A 20,141-nucleotide genomic window follows, 5' to 3' on the forward strand; every position below is an offset into this window, starting at 1 on the left:
AAAAATGGGGAATAGCGTTATTTCTGAAACATGGAGCTATTATAAGGACCGTTTTTCGCGGTGCCAGCCGCCAGCCGGCAATGGATTGTTCTATTCATGGAACGATGAGATGAAGATCGATTCACACAATCTGAACGACCTGATGTACTTTTCGCAGGTCGTGGAACATGGCGGATTTTCCGCCGCCGAGCGGGTGCTGGGCATCTCGAAGTCGCGGCTATCGCGTCGGCTCACGGAGCTGGAGGCGTCGCTCGGTGTGCGCCTGTTGCAGCGCTCTACGCGCAAGCTCGCGCTGACCGAAGCGGGGCAGTTGTTCTACCAGCACTGTCAGGCGATGCTCAGCGAAGCGCAAGCGGCGGTCAATGTCGTGCAGCAACTGCGCTCGTCGCCGCGCGGCACGGTGCGCGTCAGCGTGCCTGTCACGGTCTCGCAGACGATCCTGTCGACGATCCTGCCGGAATTCATGCACCGCTATCCGGAGGTGCGCGTCGTGATGCGTGTGACGAATCGCGTGGTCGATCTGTTCGAGGATTCGATCGACGTCGCGTTGCGCGTGCGCTCCGATCCGCCGGAGAACGCGAACATCGTCGTGCGGCCGCTGTGGCGCACCGAGCAGATGCTGGTCGGCGCGCCGAGCCTGCTGCAGCAGAATGCGCCTCCACTGACGCCGGCCGATCTGAACCGCTTCGAAACACTCGACGTGCCGACAAGCGACGGTCGACACGTGTACAACCTGATTTCGCCCGATGGCACGCGCCATGCTCACGAGCACGAGCCGCGCCTCGTGACCGCCGATCTGATGACGATCCGTGAGGCGGTGCTCGCCGGCGTCGGCATCGCCGCATTGCCCGAGATGATGTATGGAGCCGCTTTGAGAGCGGGGCAGTTGTCGCCCGTGATGCCGGGGTGGACTTTTCCGACGCCGCAGTTGTACGCGGTGTTCGTATCGCGTCAGGGTATGGTGCCGGCCGTGCGCGCGTTCGTCGATTATCTGGTCGAGATGCTCGATCCGGACGAGGGCAAGCACATCACGGGCGAGTGTCCTCTGCACGGTAAAGAAGCTGGGGCGCAGGGAGCGGTTGCTGCGGCTTCCGCCGTCGCGTCGGCGGTGGTGCCATAAAGCGTTCGGGGCGACGCGCAAGGCCCGCGCGATGCCCCGAACGCGGCCGCTATCGCGCGGCGCAAATCGTTTTTAGCATTTAAGCGTGGCTTGTCATCATTACTTTCAATGGCCGTCTGCTTGAATGCACGCGCGCGCGGGCCTATAGTGAAATCCCTTTCGCTAAGGAGTCTCCTATGCGAAAACTCATGGCCGCTATCATAGCGAGCCTGATAGGGCTGACCGCGTTGTCCGTGTCGACCACGGCCCTCGCATGCGGTGATAAAAGCTATCAGTCTTCGGCCGATGGCAAATGATCCCGCCGCCCGAAGGCGCCGAGCGCGCACAAAAAAAGGCCTTCATCCGACGATGAAGGCCTTTTACTTTTCGGCCGCTGTTTAAAGCGGTGTTTCGCGTGGACGGGCGTCCTGCTTCGCGTGTCGCGTGACGGTTACTTCGCTTTGGGCTGCGTAACGAAACCGATCTTCGTCAGTCCGCCAGCCTGCGCGGCCGACATCACCAGCGCGACTTTCTCATACGGCACCTTGCGGTCCGCATCGAGATGCAGCTCCGGTTGCGGGCTCGCCTGCGCGGCCGTGGCGATCTTTGCGGCGAGCGCCGCGTCGTCGACCTTGGTGCTGTCCCACAGCACGTTGCCGTCCGCGTCGATCGACACCGTCACCTGCGCGGGCTTCGTATCCTCCTTCTGGCTGCTCGCGTGCGGCAGATCGATTTTGACCGCGTGCCGGATGACCGGAATCGTCACCATGAAGACGATTAGCAGGACCAGCATCACGTCGACGAGCGGCGTCATGTTGATCTCGTTCATCAGGCCGTCGTCATCGTCTGCGGCGAAAGGGCTCATTGCCATTCGAATGCCTCGTCGATCAGTTGGCGCGGGCCGCGAGACGCAGGCCATCGCCGCGCCTGGACGACGACAGGCGCGCGCCCGTCAAGAAGAACGCATGCAGGCCGTGCGCGAAGCGGGCGAGCTTCGCGACGATCGCCTTGTTGGCGCGCGTGAGCGCGTTATAGCCGAGCACCGCCGGAATCGCGACGAATAGACCAAACGCAGTCATGATCAGCGCTTCGCCGACCGGGCCCGCCACCTGGTCGATCGACGACTGGCCGCTCGCGCCGATCGCGAGCAACGCGTGATAGATGCCCCACACGGTGCCGAACAGGCCGACGAACGGCGCGGTGCTGCCGATCGACGCGAGAATCGCGAGACCGCTCTGCATGCGTGCGATGCTTTCGTCCATCGTGTCTTTCAGGCAGCGCGTGATCCAGTCCGACACGTCCATGCGGTCATGTAGATGCGGCTGGGTCTGGTGATGATGGTCGGCCGCTTCCTGGCCTGATAGCGCGAGCGCGAGGAACGGATTGTCATGCGGCGTCGAGGTGCCGCCGCCGAGCTTCTTCACGCCGTCGGCGAGGTCGTCCGAATGCCAGAACGCCTGCTCGGCGTTCTTCGTCAGACGCTTCAGGCGCATCACGTTCCAGCCTTTGACGACGATCACGCTCCACGACATCACCGACATGATCAACAGTGTGAGCGCGATACCGCGCGTCACGAAATCCCCTTGCGCCCACACGTGCGCCAATCCGTAGTTTTGCATCGCAATTCCTTGTTTTTGAAAGCTGCTTCAGTCGGTCAGGCCGAAATTGAAAGGCTGGGTGTACGCGGCCCTGACGGGCTCGCCGTTCTCGAGATACGGCTTGCAGGCGCTCGCGCGCACGGCGGCGACGGCCGCGTCGTCGAGACGGCTGAAGCCGCTGCTTTTCTTCAACTCGATGTCCTCGAGCTTGCCGCTCAGGCCGACCACGAAATGGACGTACGCAGTGCCGGTCTCTCCGCGGCGCCGTGACAGCGTGGGGTAGTCCGGGTGGGCGACGTTGCAATCGAGATGCGACACGTTCTTGGGCGCGCTGACTTGCAGCGTCGGCTTACCGATCGCGGGCGTTGCCGCTGCGGGCGGCGTCGCCGGTGCGGCGGGCGCCGGCGGCGTCGGATCGGGCGCCGCAACCGATGTCGGCGACGGCGCGGCGGCCTGCGGCAACGGAGTCGGGGCCGGGGTCGGCTTGGGCGTCGCAACCGGCTTCGGCGGGACTTTCGGCTTGGAATGCACGGGCGGCGTCGGCCGGGGTGGCGGCGGTGCGATCGATTGAAGCGCGACCGGCGCAGCGAGCGGCGCGGGCGGCAGCAGTTCGGCGGTCATCACATGCGATTCGAGCGCGACCTGCACCGGCTCGTGACGCAGCGTCATGATCACGGCGAGCAGTGCGACGTGAACCGTGGCGACCACGGCAGTGCCGATCAGCGTGCGGGAATTCGGTCGGGTGAACGACGCCAGCGGTGCGCCGGCGGTAATGGGATGCGGAGCCTGCATGGTCAGTGTGGCAGCGCACCGTGCGGGCGGCGCGTCAAACAGGACATCGTCATGTTCGGAAAATCAGCAGCGAAATGATCAAAGTAGTCACGAAACCAATCAGCAATTCCATCTCGAACTCCTTTCCAAGGGGTGAGCGGGTAGCTGGCTGGAACGAATACTGGCTTGCTGACGGCAGTGGAATACGCAGTACGGCGGACCGTACTGCGGTTGTCTTGCAGACATGCGGCGCATTCAATGTCGCATTAAGCGCGACATTAAATGTAGGTGATGCACAGGAGCTTCAGGACGCACTGGGCACGGCTCACGCCGCACCCCGTTAATTGAACTCAGGCTGCCTTGCGCTCGTAGAACGTGACTTGCACGACCTGTGCGACGCTCTGCACCTGCTGAGGCTCGACTACGCCGCAACGGCTCGCGCAGACGCCGCTTTGCAGCATCACGTCGCGCACGGATTGCTCGCACTTGCCGCAGCACGAGGCGACGCCGAGTTCAAATTGCAACTCGTCGAACGAGTCGATGCCGTCCGCAATCGAGGAGCGGATTGTGCGGTCGGAAACGGATTTGCAGACACAGACGATCATGGCAGGCGTCATAGCTAACGTTAATGCGAATTATTATCATTATGTTTGGTTCGTTTGGCAAGCGTCCTGTGCGATTTTTTGTAACAAAACCAGACCCTTAGAATGGATTTCGGCGGACGCAAGGGCGACGCCCGGCCGCCCAGCAGGCGCGTGCCGCGCGTCGGTTGCGGCTTCTAGGCGGCGCGGGAATCCGGTGCGGCGGTGCGGGGAGACGAAATCAGCACCTGCTCGACCGTGGCCTCGATCAGCAGCAGCGTGGCGGCCAGTTGCTGTTGGTGGACGCCGTCGTCGGTGGAGTAGAAGCGCGGCAGCGGCGGGGCCGCGGCCGGCGTGGCGACGCGCAGACCGTGCTGTTCGAGCACGCGTTCGAGCTGACGCGCGATCGCCACGCTTGTGTCGATCAGCGCCAGCCGCTCGCCGACGATGTCGCGGATCGCCGCATCGAGAAACGGGTAATGGGTGCAGCCGAGCACCAGCGTGTCGGCGCCCGCATCGAGCATCGGTTCGAGGTAGCTGCGCAGCAGTGCGCGCAGCTCGGCCGAGTCGACGTCGCAGCGCTCGACCGCCTGCACGAGCCCGTGGCCGGGCTGACACAGAAAGCGGCAATCGGCGGCGTAGCGTTCGAGCAGCCCTTGGAAGCGGGCGCTGCGCAGCGTCGCCGGGGTCGCCAGCACGCCGGCGACGCGGCTTTTCGATTGCAGCGCAGCGGGCTTCACGCCTGGCTCGACGCCGATGAGCGGAATCGGCAGCTTCTCGCGCACGAGCGCAATCGACTGCGCGGTCGCCGTGTTGCAGGCGACCACGAGTGCCTTCGCGCCTTGAGCGGCGAGCCATGCGCCGATGGCTAGCGTTCGGTCGGTGATGAAGTCGTCGTCGCGCTCGCCGTAGGGCGCGTAAAGCGAGTCGGCGACATACAGCATCGCCTCGTCAGGCAACTGCGCGCGCACCGCGCGCAGCACCGACAGTCCGCCAAGCCCCGAATCGAAAATACCGATCGGCGCCTGCGACGCGGCGCCAGCGGCAACACTGCGGACAGTCGGGGACGGGGAGGGGGAGGGCGCGGGCATAGGCGAAGAAAACGAGCGTGACGTGGCGGTCGGCAAAAGGTGAAACCAGGGCGATGCGCGTGCGAGTATATCGCCCGCGCGGTACGGTCCGGCGCGCATGCCTGCTGAGCAGGCATCGCGCCGCTGCCGCGCGGGATGCTTCAGCGTGCTTCGATCAGGACTCGAACGAGCCCATTCCGCTTTGCTGGTAGTTCTGGATCCCGACCTTGTCGATCAGATCGAGCTGCGTTTCGAGCCAGTCGATGTGCTCTTCGGTGTCGTCGAGAATCGTCGTGAAGATTTCGCGCGAGATGAAATCGCGCACCGATTCGCAGTACGCAATCGCTTCCTTGCAGGTGCTTTGCGAAATCTGTTCGAGCTTCAGATCGCATTCGAGGATCTCTTTGGTTTCCTCACCGATCAGCAGCTTGTGCAGGTCCTGCAGGTTCGGCAGACCGTCGAGCATGAAAATACGTTCGATCAGCATGTCGGCATGCTTCATTTCGCCGATCGACTCGTCGTACTCGTGCTTGCCGAGCTTGTCGAGGCCCCAGTGGCCGTACATCCGCGCATGCAGGAAGTACTGGTTGATCGCGGTCAGCTCGTTCTTGAGCTGCGCGTTCAGATATTCGATGACCTTCTTGTCGCCTTGCATGTTATTTCCTTTTTCGCGGACCTTGAATTTCCAACAACAATAAACGCCATGCCCAAAAAAGCCAAGAAATCCGGTAAGAGTTTTGGCGGTGCGGCGGCTTTGCGCGCCGTCTTGCGTATGCATGATGCGCGGCAATAAAAAAGCCGGGACGGCGATCCCGGCTTTTCGACCGACCTGAGTGGCGTCAATTGCGACGCATTAAGCCGTGGCGACCGGAATCTTGCCGATCTTGGCTTGCCATTCCTTCGGGCCGGTCTGGTGCACGGAGGTGCCGTTCGAATCGACGGCGACCGTGACCGGCATATCCTGCACGTCGAACTCGTAGATCGCTTCCATGCCGAGGTCTTCGAACGCGAGCACCTTCGCGCTGCGGATCGCCTTCGACACGAGGTACGCGGCGCCGCCGACGGCCATCAGGTACGCGGCCTTGTGCTTCTTGATCGCCTCGATCGCGCCCGGGCCGCGCTCGGCCTTGCCGATCATCGAAATCAGGCCCGTTTGCGCGAGCATCGTCTCGGTGAACTTGTCCATACGCGTCGCGGTGGTCGGGCCCGCCGGTCCGACCGCTTCGTCGCGTACCGGATCGACCGGGCCGACGTAGTAGATCACGCGGTTCGTGAAGTCGACCGGCAGCTTCTCGCCCTTCGCGAGCATATCGGCGATGCGCTTGTGCGCGGCGTCGCGGCCCGTCAACATCTTGCCCGACAGCAGCAGCGTCTGGCCCGGCTTCCAGCCCGCCACTTGTTCCGGCGTCAGCGTGTTGAGGTCGATGCGTTTGCTGGTTTCCGTGTTCGGTTCCCAGTGCACCTTCGGCCATGCGTCGAGCGACGGCGCTTCGAGCTTCGCGACGCCCGAGCCGTCGAGCGTGAAGTGCGCGTGGCGCGTCGCCGCGCAGTTCGGGATGATCGCGATCGGCTTGGACGCGGCGTGCGTCGGCGCGGCCATGATCTTGACGTCGAGCACCGTGGACAGACCGCCGAGGCCCTGCGCGCCGATACCGAGCGCGTTGACCTTCTCGTGCAACTCGACGCGCAGCTCTTCGATCCAGCCCTGCGGGCCGCGCGCGATCACGTCCTGAATGTCGATCGGGTCCATCAGCGATTCCTTCGCCATCACCATCGCTTTTTCAGCGGTGCCGCCGATGCCGATGCCGAGCATGCCCGGCGGGCACCAGCCCGCGCCCATCGTCGGCACGGTCTTCAGGATCCAGTCGACGATCGAGTCCGACGGGTTCAGCATCGCGAACTTCGACTTGTTCTCGGAGCCGCCGCCCTTGGCCGCGACCTGCACGTCGACCTTGTCGCCCGGCACGATCTCGTAGTGGATCACGGCCGGCGTGTTGTCTTTAGTGTTCTTGCGCGCGCCTTCGGGCGGGCTCACGATCGATGCGCGCAGCACGTTGTCCGGGTTCAGGTAACCGCGGCGCACGCCTTCGTTGATCATGTCGGTGACGCTCATCGTGGCACCGTCCCAACGCACGTCCATGCCCACCTTCACGAACACCGTGACGATGCCGGTGTCCTGGCAGATCGGGCGCTTGCCTTCGGCGCACATGCGGCTGTTGGTCAGGATCTGCGCGATCGCGTCCTTCGCCGCCGGGCTCTGTTCGAGCTCGTACGCGCGGCCGAGCGCTTCGATGTAGTCGAGCGGATGGTAGTAGCTGATGTGCTGCAGCGAATCAGCGATGCTCTGAATCAGGTCTTCCTGTTTGATGACGGTCATGGCTAGCTCAGTGGGGGGCGCTTGTTGTCGGATCGCAGCGCGGTGCGGTCAGTCTTGCGCCTTCATGGGAGTGGAAACCTTGATGCCGCCCACGGCGCGCAAGGCCGCGGGCTCTTCGACATGTTTGGGGTGGGTGTGCGTGGAGAGACGGTCGACGAGCGCCATCACGAGCGCGGATACCAGGAACGCGCCGTGGATGATCACCTGCCACATGATCGTGTGCGTCGTGTTCTGGTCGGGGCTGATGAAGGTCTTCAGCAGATGGATCGAGGAAATGCTGATCAGCGCCATCGACAGCTTCACTTTCAGCACGCCGGCGTTCACGTGATCGAGCCATTCCGGCTCGTCCGGATGACCGTCGAGGCCGAGCCGCGACACGAACGTTTCATACCCGCCGATGATCACCATGATCAGCAGATTCGAGATCATCACCACGTCGATCAGTCCCAGCACGGCGAGCATGATGCTGGTTTCGTCGAGCCGCATCGCTTCCGTGACCAGATGCCAGACTTCCTTCAGGAACAGCACGACGTACACCGCCTGCGCGACGATCAGCCCGAGATACAGCGGCAGCAGCCAGCGGCTCATGAAAACGAGGTGGGGTAGCGCGCGCATCGGGCGGCGCGGACGGGAGGAAGCGGGTCGCGAAGCGGACATAGGCAACGGTCAGATGAAGCGCGGGTGACGGAACACGGGGCCAGGCGCCGACGGCGGTACGGGGCGCGGCCACCGAAGCGGCGCGAGACTCGCGTCAGGCGCGCCATTGTACAGCGTCGGTTGAATCTGCTGCTGTGCGGCGGGCAGCGCGCCCGCTACACCAGAATTACGATGCGATCGGCGGCACGCGGCGGACCTTCAGGCTCGCGAGGCCGATACCGGCGATCACGCAGGCGAGCGCGATGCCGTGCGCGAGCGTGGGCCGCTCGCCGAGGAACACGATGCCGTAGAGCGCCGCGGCGACCGGCAGCACCGCGCTGAACACGCCGGCGAGACCGCCGGGCACGTGTCGGATGCCCTTCATCCACAGCCAGAACGAGAAGATGCTGGCCGACAGCCCGTACCACAGCACCAGCATCCAGACGCTCGCCGGCACGGCGCGATAGTCGAAATGCGCGAGCGCACCGGCGCCGAGCGGCAGCATCAGCAGCAGGCCGAACAGATGGGTGTACGCGCAGATGTCGATCGGCGCGAGCGTTTGCGTGAGGCGGCGCGACAGGATGATGTACAGCGATTCGCAGCACACGGCGCCGAGCACCATGAAGTTGCCCGCGAGCGAGCCGGTGCCGGCCGTTGCATTCGCGCCCGCATCGACGCGCGCGACATTGATGACGACGACGCCGACGACCGCCAGCGCGATCGACCCGAGCGCGCGGCCATCCGGCCGCTCCTTCAGGATCAGCCACGACAGCAGCGCGACGACCGCCGGAATCGTGCTCGTGATCACGCCGGCCGCGACCGCGCTGGTACGCGCGACGCCATTGAGCATCAGCAGCGTGAAGCCGAAGGTGCCGAATAGCGCCTGTAAAAACAGATTGATCCATTCATCGCGTTTGACGCGGCGCAGTTTGGTCACGCGCAACAGCGGCCATAGCACGGCCATCGCGATGACGAAACGCAGCAGCGCGAACAGCGGGACGGGGACGAGGGCAACGATCGATTTACCGATTCCGACATTGCTGCCGACGAGCAGCATCGAGGTAATCAGAAGCAGGGCGTAGCGATTCAAACTGGAATCCGGACGGCTAGTTCAGTTAGCATTGTAAAAGGCCGTGCGAGAGAGCGTAAAGGCGGCGCGCGCGAGGCGATGCGTCGAGTTGGCATCAGCGGTACGCAATGTGCTGTGCTAAGCGTATAGCGCCCGGTAGAACCCGCGATCTAAGGGTTTTCGCTTGCAGATCAACGCGAGGCGCGTAAGTGGCCGGTAAGTTGCAGCGCATAGGGTAAAGCCTTAACGCGGGATAGGATCGAGCAGGGCGCCTGCATGCAGGGATGTTGCGATGCCGCACGCACGCGCGTGGGACGGCACCGCGAGGTGGGAGACAGCGCCGCTCGTGGCGGCTCGAACAGGATAAGGCCCGCGCCGCGCGCCGCGCGCCGGTACAGGTTTTACGTTTCATCTTCACCAAGGGGTTGTCGATGTCTGCGATTGAATCGGTTCTTCAGGAACGCCGCGTTTTTCCGCCCTCCGCTGACACTGCAAAGGGCGCCACGATTTCCGGCATGGACGCGTACCGGGCGCTCGCCGCCGAAGCGGAGCGCGACTATGAAGGCTTCTGGGGGCGTCTCGCGAACGAGACGCTGAGTTGGCACAAGCCGTTCACCAAGGTGCTCGACGAATCGAAAGCGCCGTTCTACACGTGGTTCGAAGACGGCCAGCTGAACGCGTCGTACAACAGCATCGACCGTCATGTCGAGGCCGGCAACGGCGAGCGCGTCGCGATCGTGTTCGAGGCCGACGACGGCACCGTCACCAACGTCACCTATCAAGACCTGCTGCAACGCGTATCGCGCTTCGCGAACGCGCTGAAAAAACGCGGCGTGAAGAAGGGCGATCCGGTCGTCATCTACATGCCGATGTCGATCGAGGGCATCGTCGCGATGCAGGCGTGCGCGCGTATCGGCGCGACGCACTCGGTCGTGTTCGGCGGCTTCTCGTCGAAGTCGCTCAACGAGCGGCTCGTCGACGTCGGCGCGGTCGCGCTGATCACGTCCGACGAGCAGATGCGCGGCGGCAAGGCCTTGCCGCTGAAGAACATCGCCGACGAAGCGCTCGCGCTCGGCGGCTGCGAGAAGGTCAGGAGCGTGATCGTGTACCAGCGCACCGGCGGCAAGGTCGCGTGGGACGCAGGCCGCGACCTGTGGATGCACGAACTCATGCAGGCCGAGTCGGACCAGTGCGCGCCGGAATGGGTCGACGCCGAGCATCCGCTCTTCATTCTTTATACGTCGGGCTCGACCGGCAAGCCGAAGGGCGTGCAGCACAGCACCGGCGGCTATCTGCTGTGGGCCGCGCAAACGCTGAAGTGGACCTTCGACTGGCGTCCCTCCGACGTATTCTGGTGTACCGCCGACATCGGCTGGATCACCGGTCATAGCTACATCACGTACGGGCCGCTGACGCTCGGCGGCACCCAGGTCGTGTTCGAAGGCGTGCCGACCTATCCGGATGCCGGACGCTTCTGGCAGATGATAGCGAAGCACAAGGTCACGCTGTTCTATACGGCGCCTACCGCGATCCGCTCGCTGATCAAGGTGTCCGAGGCCGACCCGAAAGTGCATCCGAAGAGCTACGACCTGTCGACGTTGCGCATCATCGGCACGGTCGGTGAGCCGATCAATCCGGAAGCGTGGGTGTGGTACTACGAGAACGTCGGCGGCGGCCGTTGCCCGATCGTCGATACGTGGTGGCAGACCGAGACGGGCGGCCACATGATCTCGCCGATGCCGGGTGCGACGCCGCTGGTGCCGGGTTCGTGCACGTTGCCGCTGCCGGGCATCATGGCCGCGGTCGTCGACGAAACCGGGCAGGACGTGCCGAACGGGCAGGGCGGCATTCTGGTGATCAAGCGCCCGTGGCCCGCGATGCTGCGCAACGTGTGGGGCGATCCGGACCGCTACAAAAAGAGCTATTTCCCCGAAGAGCTCGGCGGCAAGCTGTACCTCGCCGGCGACGGCGCGGTGCGCGACAAGGAGACCGGCTACTTCACGATCATGGGCCGCATCGACGACGTGCTGAACGTGTCGGGCCATCGTCTCGGCACGATGGAGATCGAGTCGGCGCTGGTCGCCAATCCGCTCGTCGCGGAAGCGGCCGTGGTGGGCCGCCCCGATGCGACGACCGGCGAGGCGGTGTGCGCGTTCGTCGTGCTCAAGCGCGCGCGGCCGCAAGGCGATGAGGCCGTCAAGCTCGCGAACGAACTGCGCAACTGGGTCGGCAAGGAGATCGGTCCGATCGCGAAACCGAAGGACATCCGCTTCGGCGAGAACCTGCCGAAGACGCGTTCGGGCAAGATCATGCGTCGTCTGTTGCGTTCGCTCGCGAAGGGCGAGAAGATCACGCAGGACGTGTCGACGCTCGAGAATCCGGCGATTCTCGACCAGCTCGGCGAGTCGATTTAAGCGTTGCAAGCGGGTCTGCGCGAGCGGCGGCGGTGTGTCGATCGACATGCTTGCGGTCGCGCCGAGCAGACCCGTCGTTCGCGCGACGGCCTTGCATCACAGCGTCGCGCGGACAATCCCAATTGCCTCGCCGATGCCTTTTTGATACATAGGCGCATGGCCGCGCCACACCTATCCTCCCACGCCACCTTGAACCCCCCGCCCGAACCGCCACCGGTCTCGGCGGCGATGGCGCTTGCGCATCGCAAGTACTGGCGTTTCAACCTCGCGCTGATCGCGGCGCTGATGACGCTCGGCTTCTGCGTCTCGTTCGTCGTGCCGTTGCTGGCACCCGCGCTAGCGCAGGTGCGCGTCAGGGGCTTCAGTCTGCCGTTCTACTTTGGCGCGCAGGGGGCGATCCTGATCTACCTCGCGTTGATCGTCGTCTATATCGTGCTGATGCAGCGTGCCGATCGTCAGTTGCAGCGGGCGTTCGAAGCGGATTCGCAGCGCGATGCCGCGAGCCGCGCGAACGATGACGTCAAGGTCGGCACCAACACGCCGGCCGCGCGCGGACGCTGAGCCCGTGAAGCGCACGCATCGGCTGATTCGCTCGTACGCGCTCTATACGCTCGCCTTCCTGCTGTTCGTGTACGTGATGTGGCGCATCGAGCGCAGCACCGGTCCCGGGGTGTGGATCGGCTATGTGTTCCTGTTCGTGCCGATCGCGGTGTATGCGGTGATCGGCGTGCTGTCGCGCACGTCCGATCTGGTCGAATACTACGTGGCGGGGCGGCGCGTGCCGTCGGCGTTCAACGGCATGGCGACCGCGGCCGACTGGCTGTCGGCCGCGTCGTTCATCGGCCTTGCCGGCTCGATCTACGCGACCGGCTACGACGGCCTCGCCTACGTGATGGGCTGGACCGGCGGCTACTGCCTCGTCGCGTTCCTGCTCGCGCCGTATGTGCGCAAGCTCGCGCGCTACACGATTCCCGATTTTCTCGGCACGCGCTATTCGAGCAACGCGGTGCGCGGCCTCGCGGCGCTCGCGGCGATCCTGTGCTCGTTCGTCTATCTGGTCGCGCAGATCCAGGGCGTCGGGCTGATTGCAACGCGCTTTATCGGCGTCGACTTCGCAGTCGGCATTTTCTGCGGGCTCGCGGGCATTCTGGTGTGCTCGTTTCTGGGTGGCATGCGCGCCGTCACGTGGACCCAGGTCGCGCAATACATCATCCTGATTCTGGCGATGCTGATACCGGTGTCGATGATCGCGCACAAGGACGGCCTCGGCTGGGTGCCTCAATTCAGCTACGGACGTTTGATGGAGCGCATGGAAGGGCTCGAGAAGCAGGTGCGCGACGCGCCGCTCGAGGCGCTCGTGCGCGACGACTATCGACGCCGCGCCGCGCTGATGCAACTGCGGCTCGATACGCTGCCGCAATCGTTCGTCGACGAGAAGCATCGGCTCACGCGGGAGGTCGGCGATCTGCGCCGCCATAACGGTCCGTTGCGCGAGATCAAGGAGCGCGAGCGCGCGCTCGAACAGTTTCCCCGCGATGCCGCCGCCGCACAGATCGTCTGGAGCCAGCAGCGCGACGACATGCTGATGCGCGCGACCGCGCCGGTGCCGATGCACGAACCGTTTCCCGCAGTCGGCGACGAAGACCGAAGCACGCATGCGCGTAACTTTCTGTCGCTGCTGCTGTGCCTGTCGCTTGGTACGGCGAGCCTGCCACACATCCTGACGCGCTACAACACGACGACTTCCGTGGCGTCGGCGCGCCGTTCGGTCGGCTGGACGCTCTTTTTCGTCGCGCTGTTCTATCTGACGGTGCCGGTGCTCGCGGTGCTGATCAAGTACGAGATTCTGTCGAATCTGGTCGGTCATCATTTTGCCGATCTGCCGCAATGGCTGATGCAATGGCGCAAGGTGGAGCCGAGCCTGATCAGCCTCGCCGATGCGAACGGTGACGGCATCGTGCGCTGGAGCGAGATCCAGATGCAGCCCGATATGGTCGTGCTCGCGGCGCCCGAGATCGCGGGGCTGCCGTATGTGATGTCGGGCTTGATCGCGGCGGGGGCGCTGGCGGCGGCGCTATCGACCGCGGATGGTCTGCTGCTGACGATCGCGAACGCGTTGTCGCACGACGTGTATTACCACATGGTCGATCCGAACGCATCGAGCCAGCGGCGCGTGACGATCTCGAAGATTCTGCTGCTAGGGGTCGCGCTGTTCGCGTCGTACGTGGCGTCGTTGAATACGGGGAATATTCTGTTTCTGGTCGGGGCGGCGTTTTCGCTGGCGGCGTCGAGTCTGTTTCCGGCGCTCGTGCTGGGCGTGTTCTGGAAACGCACGACGCGGCTCGGGGCGGTGGCGGGGATGGTCGCGGGACTGGTCGTGTGCATCTACTACATCGTGTCGACGTATCCGTTCTTCACGCAGATGACGGGGTTTACGGGCGCGCGCTGGTTTGGGATCGAGCCGATTAGTTCGGGCGTGTTCGGCGTGCCGGCGGGGTTTCTTGTCGCGATCGGGGTGAGCTTGATCGACCGCAAGGCGGACGCTTATACGATCGCGTTGGTCGACTATATCCGGCATCCGTAGGGGGTGTGGGCGGGGCTTTGGGCAGGGTGTGGCGCAGGGCGTGAAGTTTGCTATAATTCGGCTCCCCGCCGGAGAGATGGATGAGCGGTTTAAGTCGCACGCCTGGAAAGCGTGTATAGGTTAATAGCCTATCGGGGGTTCGAATCCCCCTCTCTCCGCCAGGACGAAACATCAAAACCCTGCAAGTTCAGTGACTTGTGGGGTTTTTGTTTTTTGGGCCCATCAATTGGCTCATCGAGACCCGTGGAGATTTTGGGCTGTCGCCCATGTACGTACTGCCTGTCGCACGGTAATTATCTGACTGCTGTCAACCCCGGCAGCGCCTTCAGATAGACCATCGACACACCTATGTCCCTGTCCGTACTTGAAATGCACTCCGTAGAGCTGTTCTGCCAGCGCCACCGGGTGGCTGTTATGTCATCTGCGACGAACGGCACTATAAAGCGTGCCTCGGCAAGGCCGCAGACCTTGAGAGGGCCAGGGCGGAGACGCGGGAATTTCTTGCTATCGCCGCACTGAATCGCAGGAAGTGGGAGGAGGACCGGAAGCTGGTCAGGAATTTCATTGGCCGCAGCTGGCTGTTTTTTCATAGGGTCCGGGACCGCGATCCTGACGCCGATGGCTGGTGGGTCATCGTTGCGCTTCTCGAAGAGGTTCGCCGGGGCAAACTGCTTGCCGTTAAAGGTCCGCGTCACGGCCTGTTTCCGTCACCGTACAGCAGCACGCCGTTAATGAATCCCGTAGCGAAGGCCGGCAGTCAGCCGAACGGCGAACCCATTCTGTCTGGGCAGTACGATCCGGCCACCTGGCAAACCCAACTGAACGCTGGCCGCGCGGCCAGAGCTAGCGATAGAGGCGCATCAACGCTGCTCGGCGACGCGCAGCCGTTTGAGTATGTGCCTGATGCGTTGAGCGGCGATGTCGTTGAACTCGCCGCGAGCACGAACAACCCAAACTACGCGGCGAAGATGCTGGGGTATGACCGCAAGACGTTTGGGGCTATCTTGCACAGGTTCAAGCCAGGCAATGGCTTGGGACCAGCCGATAACGTCATCTGGCATGACAACGGCGACGTGTACTTTAATGGTAACCACATCGGAAATTTTCATGACTGGGCAAACTGAGGCCGCTCCAATGGCAGATCACCAACTTGCGCACGCGACCTTTTACATATCCGGCGACTCATTGGAGCCAGCCTTTTGGACGGCGTATTTCGACATCAAGCCGGATACAGCGATTACCAAGGGACAGCCGTTCACCACACCGTCTGGGCGACCGAGCAGCGCGCCGGGCCGCGTTGGCCTTTGGGGCGTGCGCAGTGAGGGCGCAGTTCGTAGCGATTCACTTGAGCCGCATTTGCGTTACCTGATTGGGCGCCTGAATCTGCCGAGAGCGGAACTTGGCCAACTGCTCGCAGACAAGGGACTTCGGATGCGCTTCTTCTGTTACTGGTACAACGAGAGCGGCGACCGCGTGCCCGATGTGCCCGACGATATCCGCACCCTGATGGAAGCGATGGGCGGCACGGTCGAGATAGACGAGTACCGATAGCGTGTCGTGAGTCCGCCAAGACGCAGAGGCCGACCCTCGCGAGTCGTCTTTTTTGTGGGCCCATCAATTGGCCCATCGTCGGGCACATACTCGCGCGTTTGCCGCCGAAAGCCGTCGAGGTTTTGGGCGGTCGCCCATGTACGGACTGCCTGTCGCACGGTAATTATCTGACTGCTGTCAACCCCGGCAGCGACTTCAGACAGACCATCGACAAACCTATGTCCCTGTCCGTATTTGAGATGCACTCCGTGGAGCTGTTCTGCCAGCGGCCACCGGGTGGCTGTTATGTCATCTGCGACGAATGGCACTACAAGGCGTGCCTCGGCAAGGCCGCAGACCTTCAGAGGGCCAGGGCGGAGACCCGTGAATTTCTTGACATTGCCAACTGAATCACAGGAAGTGGGAGGAGGACCGGAAACTGGTCAGGAATCTCATTGGCCGCAACTGGCTGTTTTTTCATAGCGTCCGGGACCGCAACCCTGACACCGATGGCTGGTGGGTCATCCTTACTCTTCTCGAAGAGGTTCGCCGGGGTGCCGTGCTTGCCATTAAAGGCCCTCGCGATAGCCTGTTTCCGTCACCCTACAGCAGCACGCCGTTGAGGGATATCGCAGCGAGGGCCGGTAATCGCCCGAACGGCGAACCCGTGCTGTCTGTCCAGTATGACCCGGCCACCTGGCAAACCCAGTTGAACGCTGCGCGCGCGATCAGGACTGGCGATAGCGGCGCATCAACGCTGCTTGGCGATGCGCAGCCATTCGAGTATCGGCCAGACATGCCTGATGTGGACGCCGTGCAGATCGCTGGTAGTCAGGGAACACCTCGCAACAATCAGGCACAGAACAAACAAACCGATGATATCGCTCGAATTTTGCGGCTAACGCCCGGTCAATCCCGGCAGCTTCACGACGAGATCACCGGTCAAGGGCTCGGGTTTCATGAAATCATGGAGCGCGCGAAAGATATGTTCAATCTGTGGTGATTAGAGCTAAAGTCGGAAGTGGTGTACGGGGGAGTTGAGGCGGGAGATTGTAGGCGGTGGAGGTTTCAGCTGAGAATCTGATTGTCGAAGTCGGAAACCAGCAAACAACAAACCATCCACCATGAACAAGTTTACGGAAAAAGAAGTCGTTGGTCTATCGGGAGCCGGTCTGGGTCTGGACGAACTGGTGCGGCACGGAGCCCGGCAGGTGATCCAGCAGGCGATCGAAGCCGAGCTCGCGGCGCTGCTGGAGCGGTTCGAGAACGTCAAGACCTTGCACGGCCAGCGCGCCGTGGTGCGCAACGGCTATCTGCCTGAGCGCGAAGTGTTGACGGCGGCTGGGCCAATTGCCGTGAAGGTCCCGAAGGTTCGCGATCGATCAGGATCTGGTGTGAAGTTCAATTCGTCGATTGTGCCGCCGTATGTGAGGAAGTCGCCACGCGTGAGTGCTGCGCTGCCGTGGCTGTATCTGAAAGGCATCTCGACAGGCGACATGAGCGAGGCTCTGAGCGTCCTGCTAGGCGAAGATGCCAAGGGTCTGTCGGCCAATGTGGTGAGCCGCCTGAAGGCGCAGTGGGCCGACGAACATGCCAGCTGGAGCCAACGTGATCTGTCGAAATCGCACTACGTGTATTGGTGGGTCGACGGGATCCACACGGGGCTGCGAAGCGAGAATTCGGACGGCCAGTGCCTGCTGGTGATCATCGGCGTGAGGCCGGATGGGCGCAAGGAGCGCGTGGCGATCGGCGATGGGTACCGGGAGTCAAAGGCGTCCTGGCAGGAACTGCTGCTCGACCTGAAATCGAGAGGCCTGCAGGCTGGTCCGCTGCTGGCGATCGGCGACGGCGCGATGGGCTTCTGGGCCGCGCTGGAAGAAGTGTTTCCTGCGACGCGAGGCCAGCGCTGCTGGTTCCATAAGATGGGCAACGTGCTCAATGCGCTGCCGAAGTCGCAGCAAGGCAAAGCCAAAGCAGACCTGCAGGCGATCTGGATGGCCGCGACGCGCGCTGACGCATACGCCGCCTTCGATCGTTTCGTGACGGTCTACGCGGCGAAGTATCCGAAAGCCACCGAAACGTTGAAGAAGGACCGGGAAAGCCTGTTGGCCTTTTACGATTACCCGGCGGAACACTGGCAGCATCTGCGCACGACAAATGCGATCGAGTCGACGTTCGCGACCGTGCGCCACCGCACCACGCGTACGCGCAACTGCGTGTCGCGAGCGACCTTCCTGGGCCTGGCATTCAAGCTGATCGAGGAAGCCGAGAAAACCTGGCGCCGTATCAACGGCCCTGCACAGATCAAGCTGCTGCTGGAGGGCATTGCCTTCAAGGACGGCGAACAGGTGAAAGACGATCAACGGGTTCAGCAGAAACTCGCCGCCTGAAAGCGCCTGCCTTCAAGTTGCCCATACACCACTCTTGACGTTAGCTCTGGTGATTAACAAGGTCAGAACAGGAGAATTTATGATGATTGATACACAGAGAGAAATCGAGCGTCGTTTATCGGCGCTTCAGGGCCTGCAATTGAGCAGCGTGAACCGTGCTGCCGATATGCTGACTTTGGGGTTTGGCGATCTGCGGCCCGTCACCAACTTTCGCGGCGTTATCAAGAATGTCGGCGAATGGGCACTCCATATCCAATGCCCCTGGAGGCTAGAGGAAGCGGCTCAAGTTGTGGCAACTCAAGAAGATCTCAGCGGGTCCGACGAAAGGGCATACGCGACTGCGGATCACCTTCGAGGACTGCTGGTAGAGCGCGGACCATGTACTGTGGATAGCGTGTCAGTAAGTGATGACGCGGGCATGATCGTTTCGCTGTCGCGCGGATTTCGCCTCGTCGTTACCCCGGATGGAATCGAAGGAGCCGAAGACTGGCGATTTTTCGCGCCAGGCGTTGACGCGGCGCATCTTGTGATTAAAGGTGGGGCCGTCGCCCCGGAGTCGTTCGATTGAAAAGTAAAAGCCGACTCTCGCACCTCAGTTCGATCATCGTTCACTACGATACCAAGCAAAAGATGCTGGTGTGCAATGCTGTCGCCGAAGCGGCGATACGTCCATTGTGCGAGGGGAAACTGGACATTCCCGTACTGCTGGAAGAATTCGATTTCAAGCTTGACGACGAGTTCGCACGTCGTTTCGGCGCGGCAATTCTGAGCCTGCTGGCTGAATACAAGCCGGAGCTGAAACAGTTCGTTTCTGTCACGCCAGCGCGATAGAGAGGGCGCGAAGGTCTATCAAGCCTACCCGTCACCCCTCACCACCACCTCCCCCGTATCCCCCCGCTCCGCACAAGCCCCCGTAACAGGCGGCATCCCCCGCGTCGCCCCAGACAACGGCACCTGCTGCTGAATCCCAGCTTTCGCCAGCATATGAGCGCTAATCGGCGCCGTAAGAAACAAAAACGCCGGAATCAGCAACTCATGCAGACTCGCAAAATTGTCGTGCGCGCTGAAATACACCACCGATGCAAGCACGATGCCGCCAACCCCCAGTGTGGTCGATTTAGTCGGCCCGTGCAGCCGCATAAAGAAGTCAGGCAGCCGTGCGAGCCCGACCGCCCCGACCAGCGTAAACAGACTGCCGACGAGCAACAGCACACATACGATCGCTTCGATAACGGTTTGCATCGGCAGGCCTCGCGCTAGTTGAGTTCGATGATGTCGCCGCGCTGCAAGTACTTGGTCAGCGCGACCGTGCCCACGAAACCCATCACCGCGATCAGCAGCGCCACCTCGAAGAGGACAGTCGAGCGCAGGCTGATGCCATACACGACGATCAATGCGATCGCATTGATGTTGAGCGTGTCGAGCGCGACGATGCGATCGGGCAGCGACGGACCGCGCACGAGGCGCCAAAGCGTGAGCAGAAACGCGATGCCGAGGATCGCGAGCGAGATCGGAAGCACGATGGCTAGCATGCGAAGATCTCCATCAAAGGGGCTTCATAACGGGACTTGATGAGCGCGATGAGCGCTGCTTCGTCGTCGAGATCGAGCACGTGAACGGCGAGGCGAGTGCGGTCGTCGCTGAGTTCGGCACACAGTGTGCCGGGGCTCAGCGAGACCACGCTGATCAGTATCGTGAGCGCGATCTCGTGGGTGCTGTCGAGCGGCACTTCGATGAACGCGGGACGCAGCCGTTTCGTCGGGCCGAGCACGAGCAGCGCGACCTCGAGGTTGGCCACGATGATGTCGATGAACACATGCCAGGCGAGACGCGCGAGCAGCCACGGCCGACCCACGCGCACCGGCCGCAGCCACAAGCCTTCGGCGACGCTAAAAGAGATCACGCCGCCGAGCACGGTGCCGAGCAGCAGATTGCCCGGCGAAACGTCGTTCATCAACAGCACCCAGCACATGATCAGCACGACGGTGAGCCAAGGGTGGGGGAAGAGCCTTTTCAACATCG

The 20,141-nt window shown here is 62.7% G+C and carries 23 protein-coding genes and 1 tRNA gene; 11 read left to right on the forward strand and 13 right to left on the reverse strand.

The window, feature by feature from the left end:
- Positions 1-109 precede the first annotated feature (109 nt).
- Positions 110-1,120, forward strand: a complete 1,011-nt coding sequence (locus tag OKW43_RS19700) for a LysR family transcriptional regulator (protein WP_187638910.1) — start codon at positions 110-112, stop codon at positions 1,118-1,120.
- Between the two features lie 430 nt (positions 1,121-1,550).
- On the opposite strand, the gene OKW43_RS19705 is transcribed toward OKW43_RS19700, so the two are convergent.
- The 9 genes from OKW43_RS19705 to OKW43_RS19745 all read right to left on the reverse strand — a co-directional run bounded on the left by OKW43_RS19705 (position 1,551) and on the right by OKW43_RS19745 (position 9,222).
- Positions 1,551-1,970, reverse strand: coding sequence for an ExbD/TolR family protein (locus tag OKW43_RS19705; protein WP_187638911.1), 420 nt, complete (start codon positions 1,968-1,970; stop codon positions 1,551-1,553).
- A gap of 16 nt (positions 1,971-1,986) precedes the next feature.
- A complete protein-coding gene (locus tag OKW43_RS19710) occupies positions 1,987-2,718 on the reverse strand; it encodes a MotA/TolQ/ExbB proton channel family protein (RefSeq protein ID WP_429449222.1) in 732 nt (243 codons plus the stop codon).
- Positions 2,719-2,745: 27 nt separating this feature from the next.
- The gene (locus OKW43_RS19715) at positions 2,746-3,489 is read right to left on the reverse strand and encodes an energy transducer TonB (RefSeq protein WP_429449224.1); all 744 of its coding nucleotides are present in this window, start codon (positions 3,487-3,489) and stop codon (positions 2,746-2,748) included.
- A gap of 329 nt (positions 3,490-3,818) precedes the next feature.
- Positions 3,819-4,073 carry a (2Fe-2S)-binding protein gene (locus tag OKW43_RS19720; RefSeq protein ID WP_187638914.1) on the reverse strand — a complete coding sequence of 85 codons (255 nt, stop codon included), beginning with the start codon at positions 4,071-4,073 and terminating at the stop codon, positions 3,819-3,821.
- 173 nt (positions 4,074-4,246) lie between these two features.
- On the reverse strand, positions 4,247-5,140 hold the full coding sequence (gene murI / locus OKW43_RS19725) for a glutamate racemase (protein WP_429449226.1): 894 nt from the start codon (positions 5,138-5,140) through the stop codon (positions 4,247-4,249).
- A 154-nt stretch (positions 5,141-5,294) separates the two neighbouring features.
- The gene (gene bfr / locus OKW43_RS19730) at positions 5,295-5,774 is read right to left on the reverse strand and encodes a bacterioferritin (protein ID WP_429449228.1); all 480 of its coding nucleotides are present in this window, start codon (positions 5,772-5,774) and stop codon (positions 5,295-5,297) included.
- 198 nt (positions 5,775-5,972) lie between these two features.
- On the reverse strand, positions 5,973-7,496 hold the full coding sequence (locus tag OKW43_RS19735) for a fumarate hydratase (RefSeq protein WP_429449230.1): 1,524 nt from the start codon (positions 7,494-7,496) through the stop codon (positions 5,973-5,975).
- Positions 7,497-7,544: 48 nt separating this feature from the next.
- Complete coding sequence (locus OKW43_RS19740; protein WP_429449232.1) at positions 7,545-8,111, reverse strand: TIGR00645 family protein; 567 nt, start codon at positions 8,109-8,111, stop codon at positions 7,545-7,547.
- 208 nt (positions 8,112-8,319) lie between these two features.
- Positions 8,320-9,222 (reverse strand): DMT family transporter, encoded by a 903-nt coding sequence (locus tag OKW43_RS19745; protein ID WP_187639456.1) that lies wholly within the window; start codon positions 9,220-9,222, stop codon positions 8,320-8,322.
- A 410-nt stretch (positions 9,223-9,632) separates the two neighbouring features.
- Here OKW43_RS19745 and acs point away from each other — a divergent pair, with 410 nt between their 5' ends.
- From acs to OKW43_RS19765, 4 genes are all read left to right on the forward strand, one after another.
- Positions 9,633-11,615 (forward strand): acetate--CoA ligase, encoded by a 1,983-nt coding sequence (gene acs, locus OKW43_RS19750; protein WP_429449234.1) that lies wholly within the window; start codon positions 9,633-9,635, stop codon positions 11,613-11,615.
- A 156-nt stretch (positions 11,616-11,771) separates the two neighbouring features.
- Positions 11,772-12,176, forward strand: a complete 405-nt coding sequence (locus OKW43_RS19755; RefSeq protein WP_187639458.1) for a DUF4212 domain-containing protein — start codon at positions 11,772-11,774, stop codon at positions 12,174-12,176.
- On the forward strand, positions 12,130-14,199 hold the full coding sequence (locus OKW43_RS19760; RefSeq protein WP_429449236.1) for a sodium:solute symporter family protein: 2,070 nt from the start codon (positions 12,130-12,132) through the stop codon (positions 14,197-14,199). Before OKW43_RS19755 ends, OKW43_RS19760 begins: the two co-directional genes overlap by 47 nt.
- 70 nt (positions 14,200-14,269) lie before the next feature.
- A tRNA-Ser gene (locus tag OKW43_RS19765) sits at positions 14,270-14,360 on the forward strand.
- 132 nt (positions 14,361-14,492) lie between these two features.
- On the opposite strand, the gene OKW43_RS19770 is transcribed toward OKW43_RS19765, so the two are convergent.
- On the reverse strand, positions 14,493-14,894 hold the full coding sequence (locus OKW43_RS19770; RefSeq protein ID WP_429449238.1) for a hypothetical protein: 402 nt from the start codon (positions 14,892-14,894) through the stop codon (positions 14,493-14,495).
- A 36-nt stretch (positions 14,895-14,930) separates the two neighbouring features.
- Between OKW43_RS19770 and OKW43_RS19775 the strand changes: the two genes are divergently transcribed.
- The 6 genes from OKW43_RS19775 (at position 14,931) to OKW43_RS19800 (ending at position 18,950) form a co-directional block, all read left to right on the forward strand.
- Positions 14,931-15,323 (forward strand): hypothetical protein, encoded by a 393-nt coding sequence (locus OKW43_RS19775; protein WP_429449240.1) that lies wholly within the window; start codon positions 14,931-14,933, stop codon positions 15,321-15,323.
- Positions 15,307-15,750, forward strand: coding sequence for a DUF4279 domain-containing protein (locus OKW43_RS19780; protein ID WP_429449243.1), 444 nt, complete (start codon positions 15,307-15,309; stop codon positions 15,748-15,750). The genes OKW43_RS19775 and OKW43_RS19780 overlap by 17 nt, the downstream gene beginning before the upstream one ends.
- Positions 15,751-16,348: 598 nt before the next feature.
- Positions 16,349-16,732, forward strand: coding sequence for a hypothetical protein (locus OKW43_RS19785; RefSeq protein WP_429449246.1), 384 nt, complete (start codon positions 16,349-16,351; stop codon positions 16,730-16,732).
- Between the two features lie 121 nt (positions 16,733-16,853).
- Complete coding sequence (locus OKW43_RS19790) at positions 16,854-18,119, forward strand: IS256 family transposase (protein WP_429444807.1); 1,266 nt, start codon at positions 16,854-16,856, stop codon at positions 18,117-18,119.
- Positions 18,120-18,198: 79 nt separating this feature from the next.
- Entirely contained in the window at positions 18,199-18,687 is a 489-nt protein-coding gene (locus tag OKW43_RS19795; protein WP_429449248.1) for a hypothetical protein, read from the forward strand.
- A complete protein-coding gene (locus tag OKW43_RS19800; protein WP_429449250.1) occupies positions 18,684-18,950 on the forward strand; it encodes a hypothetical protein in 267 nt (88 codons plus the stop codon). The genes OKW43_RS19795 and OKW43_RS19800 overlap by 4 nt, the downstream gene beginning before the upstream one ends.
- 24 nt (positions 18,951-18,974) lie before the next feature.
- Here the strand turns inward: OKW43_RS19800 and OKW43_RS19805 are convergent, their stop codons facing one another.
- Genes OKW43_RS19805 through OKW43_RS19815 form a run of 3 tightly spaced genes read right to left on the reverse strand, consistent with a single transcriptional unit; the run spans position 18,975 to position 20,139 of the window.
- Positions 18,975-19,361: a Na+/H+ antiporter subunit G gene (locus OKW43_RS19805; RefSeq protein ID WP_429449252.1), complete on the reverse strand. Its 387-nt coding sequence runs from the start codon at positions 19,359-19,361 to the stop codon at positions 18,975-18,977.
- A gap of 14 nt (positions 19,362-19,375) precedes the next feature.
- Positions 19,376-19,651: a K+/H+ antiporter subunit F gene (locus OKW43_RS19810; RefSeq protein WP_187632916.1), complete on the reverse strand. Its 276-nt coding sequence runs from the start codon at positions 19,649-19,651 to the stop codon at positions 19,376-19,378.
- Entirely contained in the window at positions 19,645-20,139 is a 495-nt protein-coding gene (locus tag OKW43_RS19815; protein WP_187632915.1) for a Na+/H+ antiporter subunit E, read from the reverse strand. Before OKW43_RS19815 ends, OKW43_RS19810 begins: the two co-directional genes overlap by 7 nt.
- Between the last annotated feature and the right edge of the window lie 2 nt (positions 20,140-20,141).

Source organism: Paraburkholderia sp. WC7.3g (genome assembly GCF_050436345.1).
Classification (GTDB): Bacteria; Pseudomonadota; Gammaproteobacteria; order Burkholderiales; family Burkholderiaceae; genus Paraburkholderia; species Paraburkholderia podalyriae.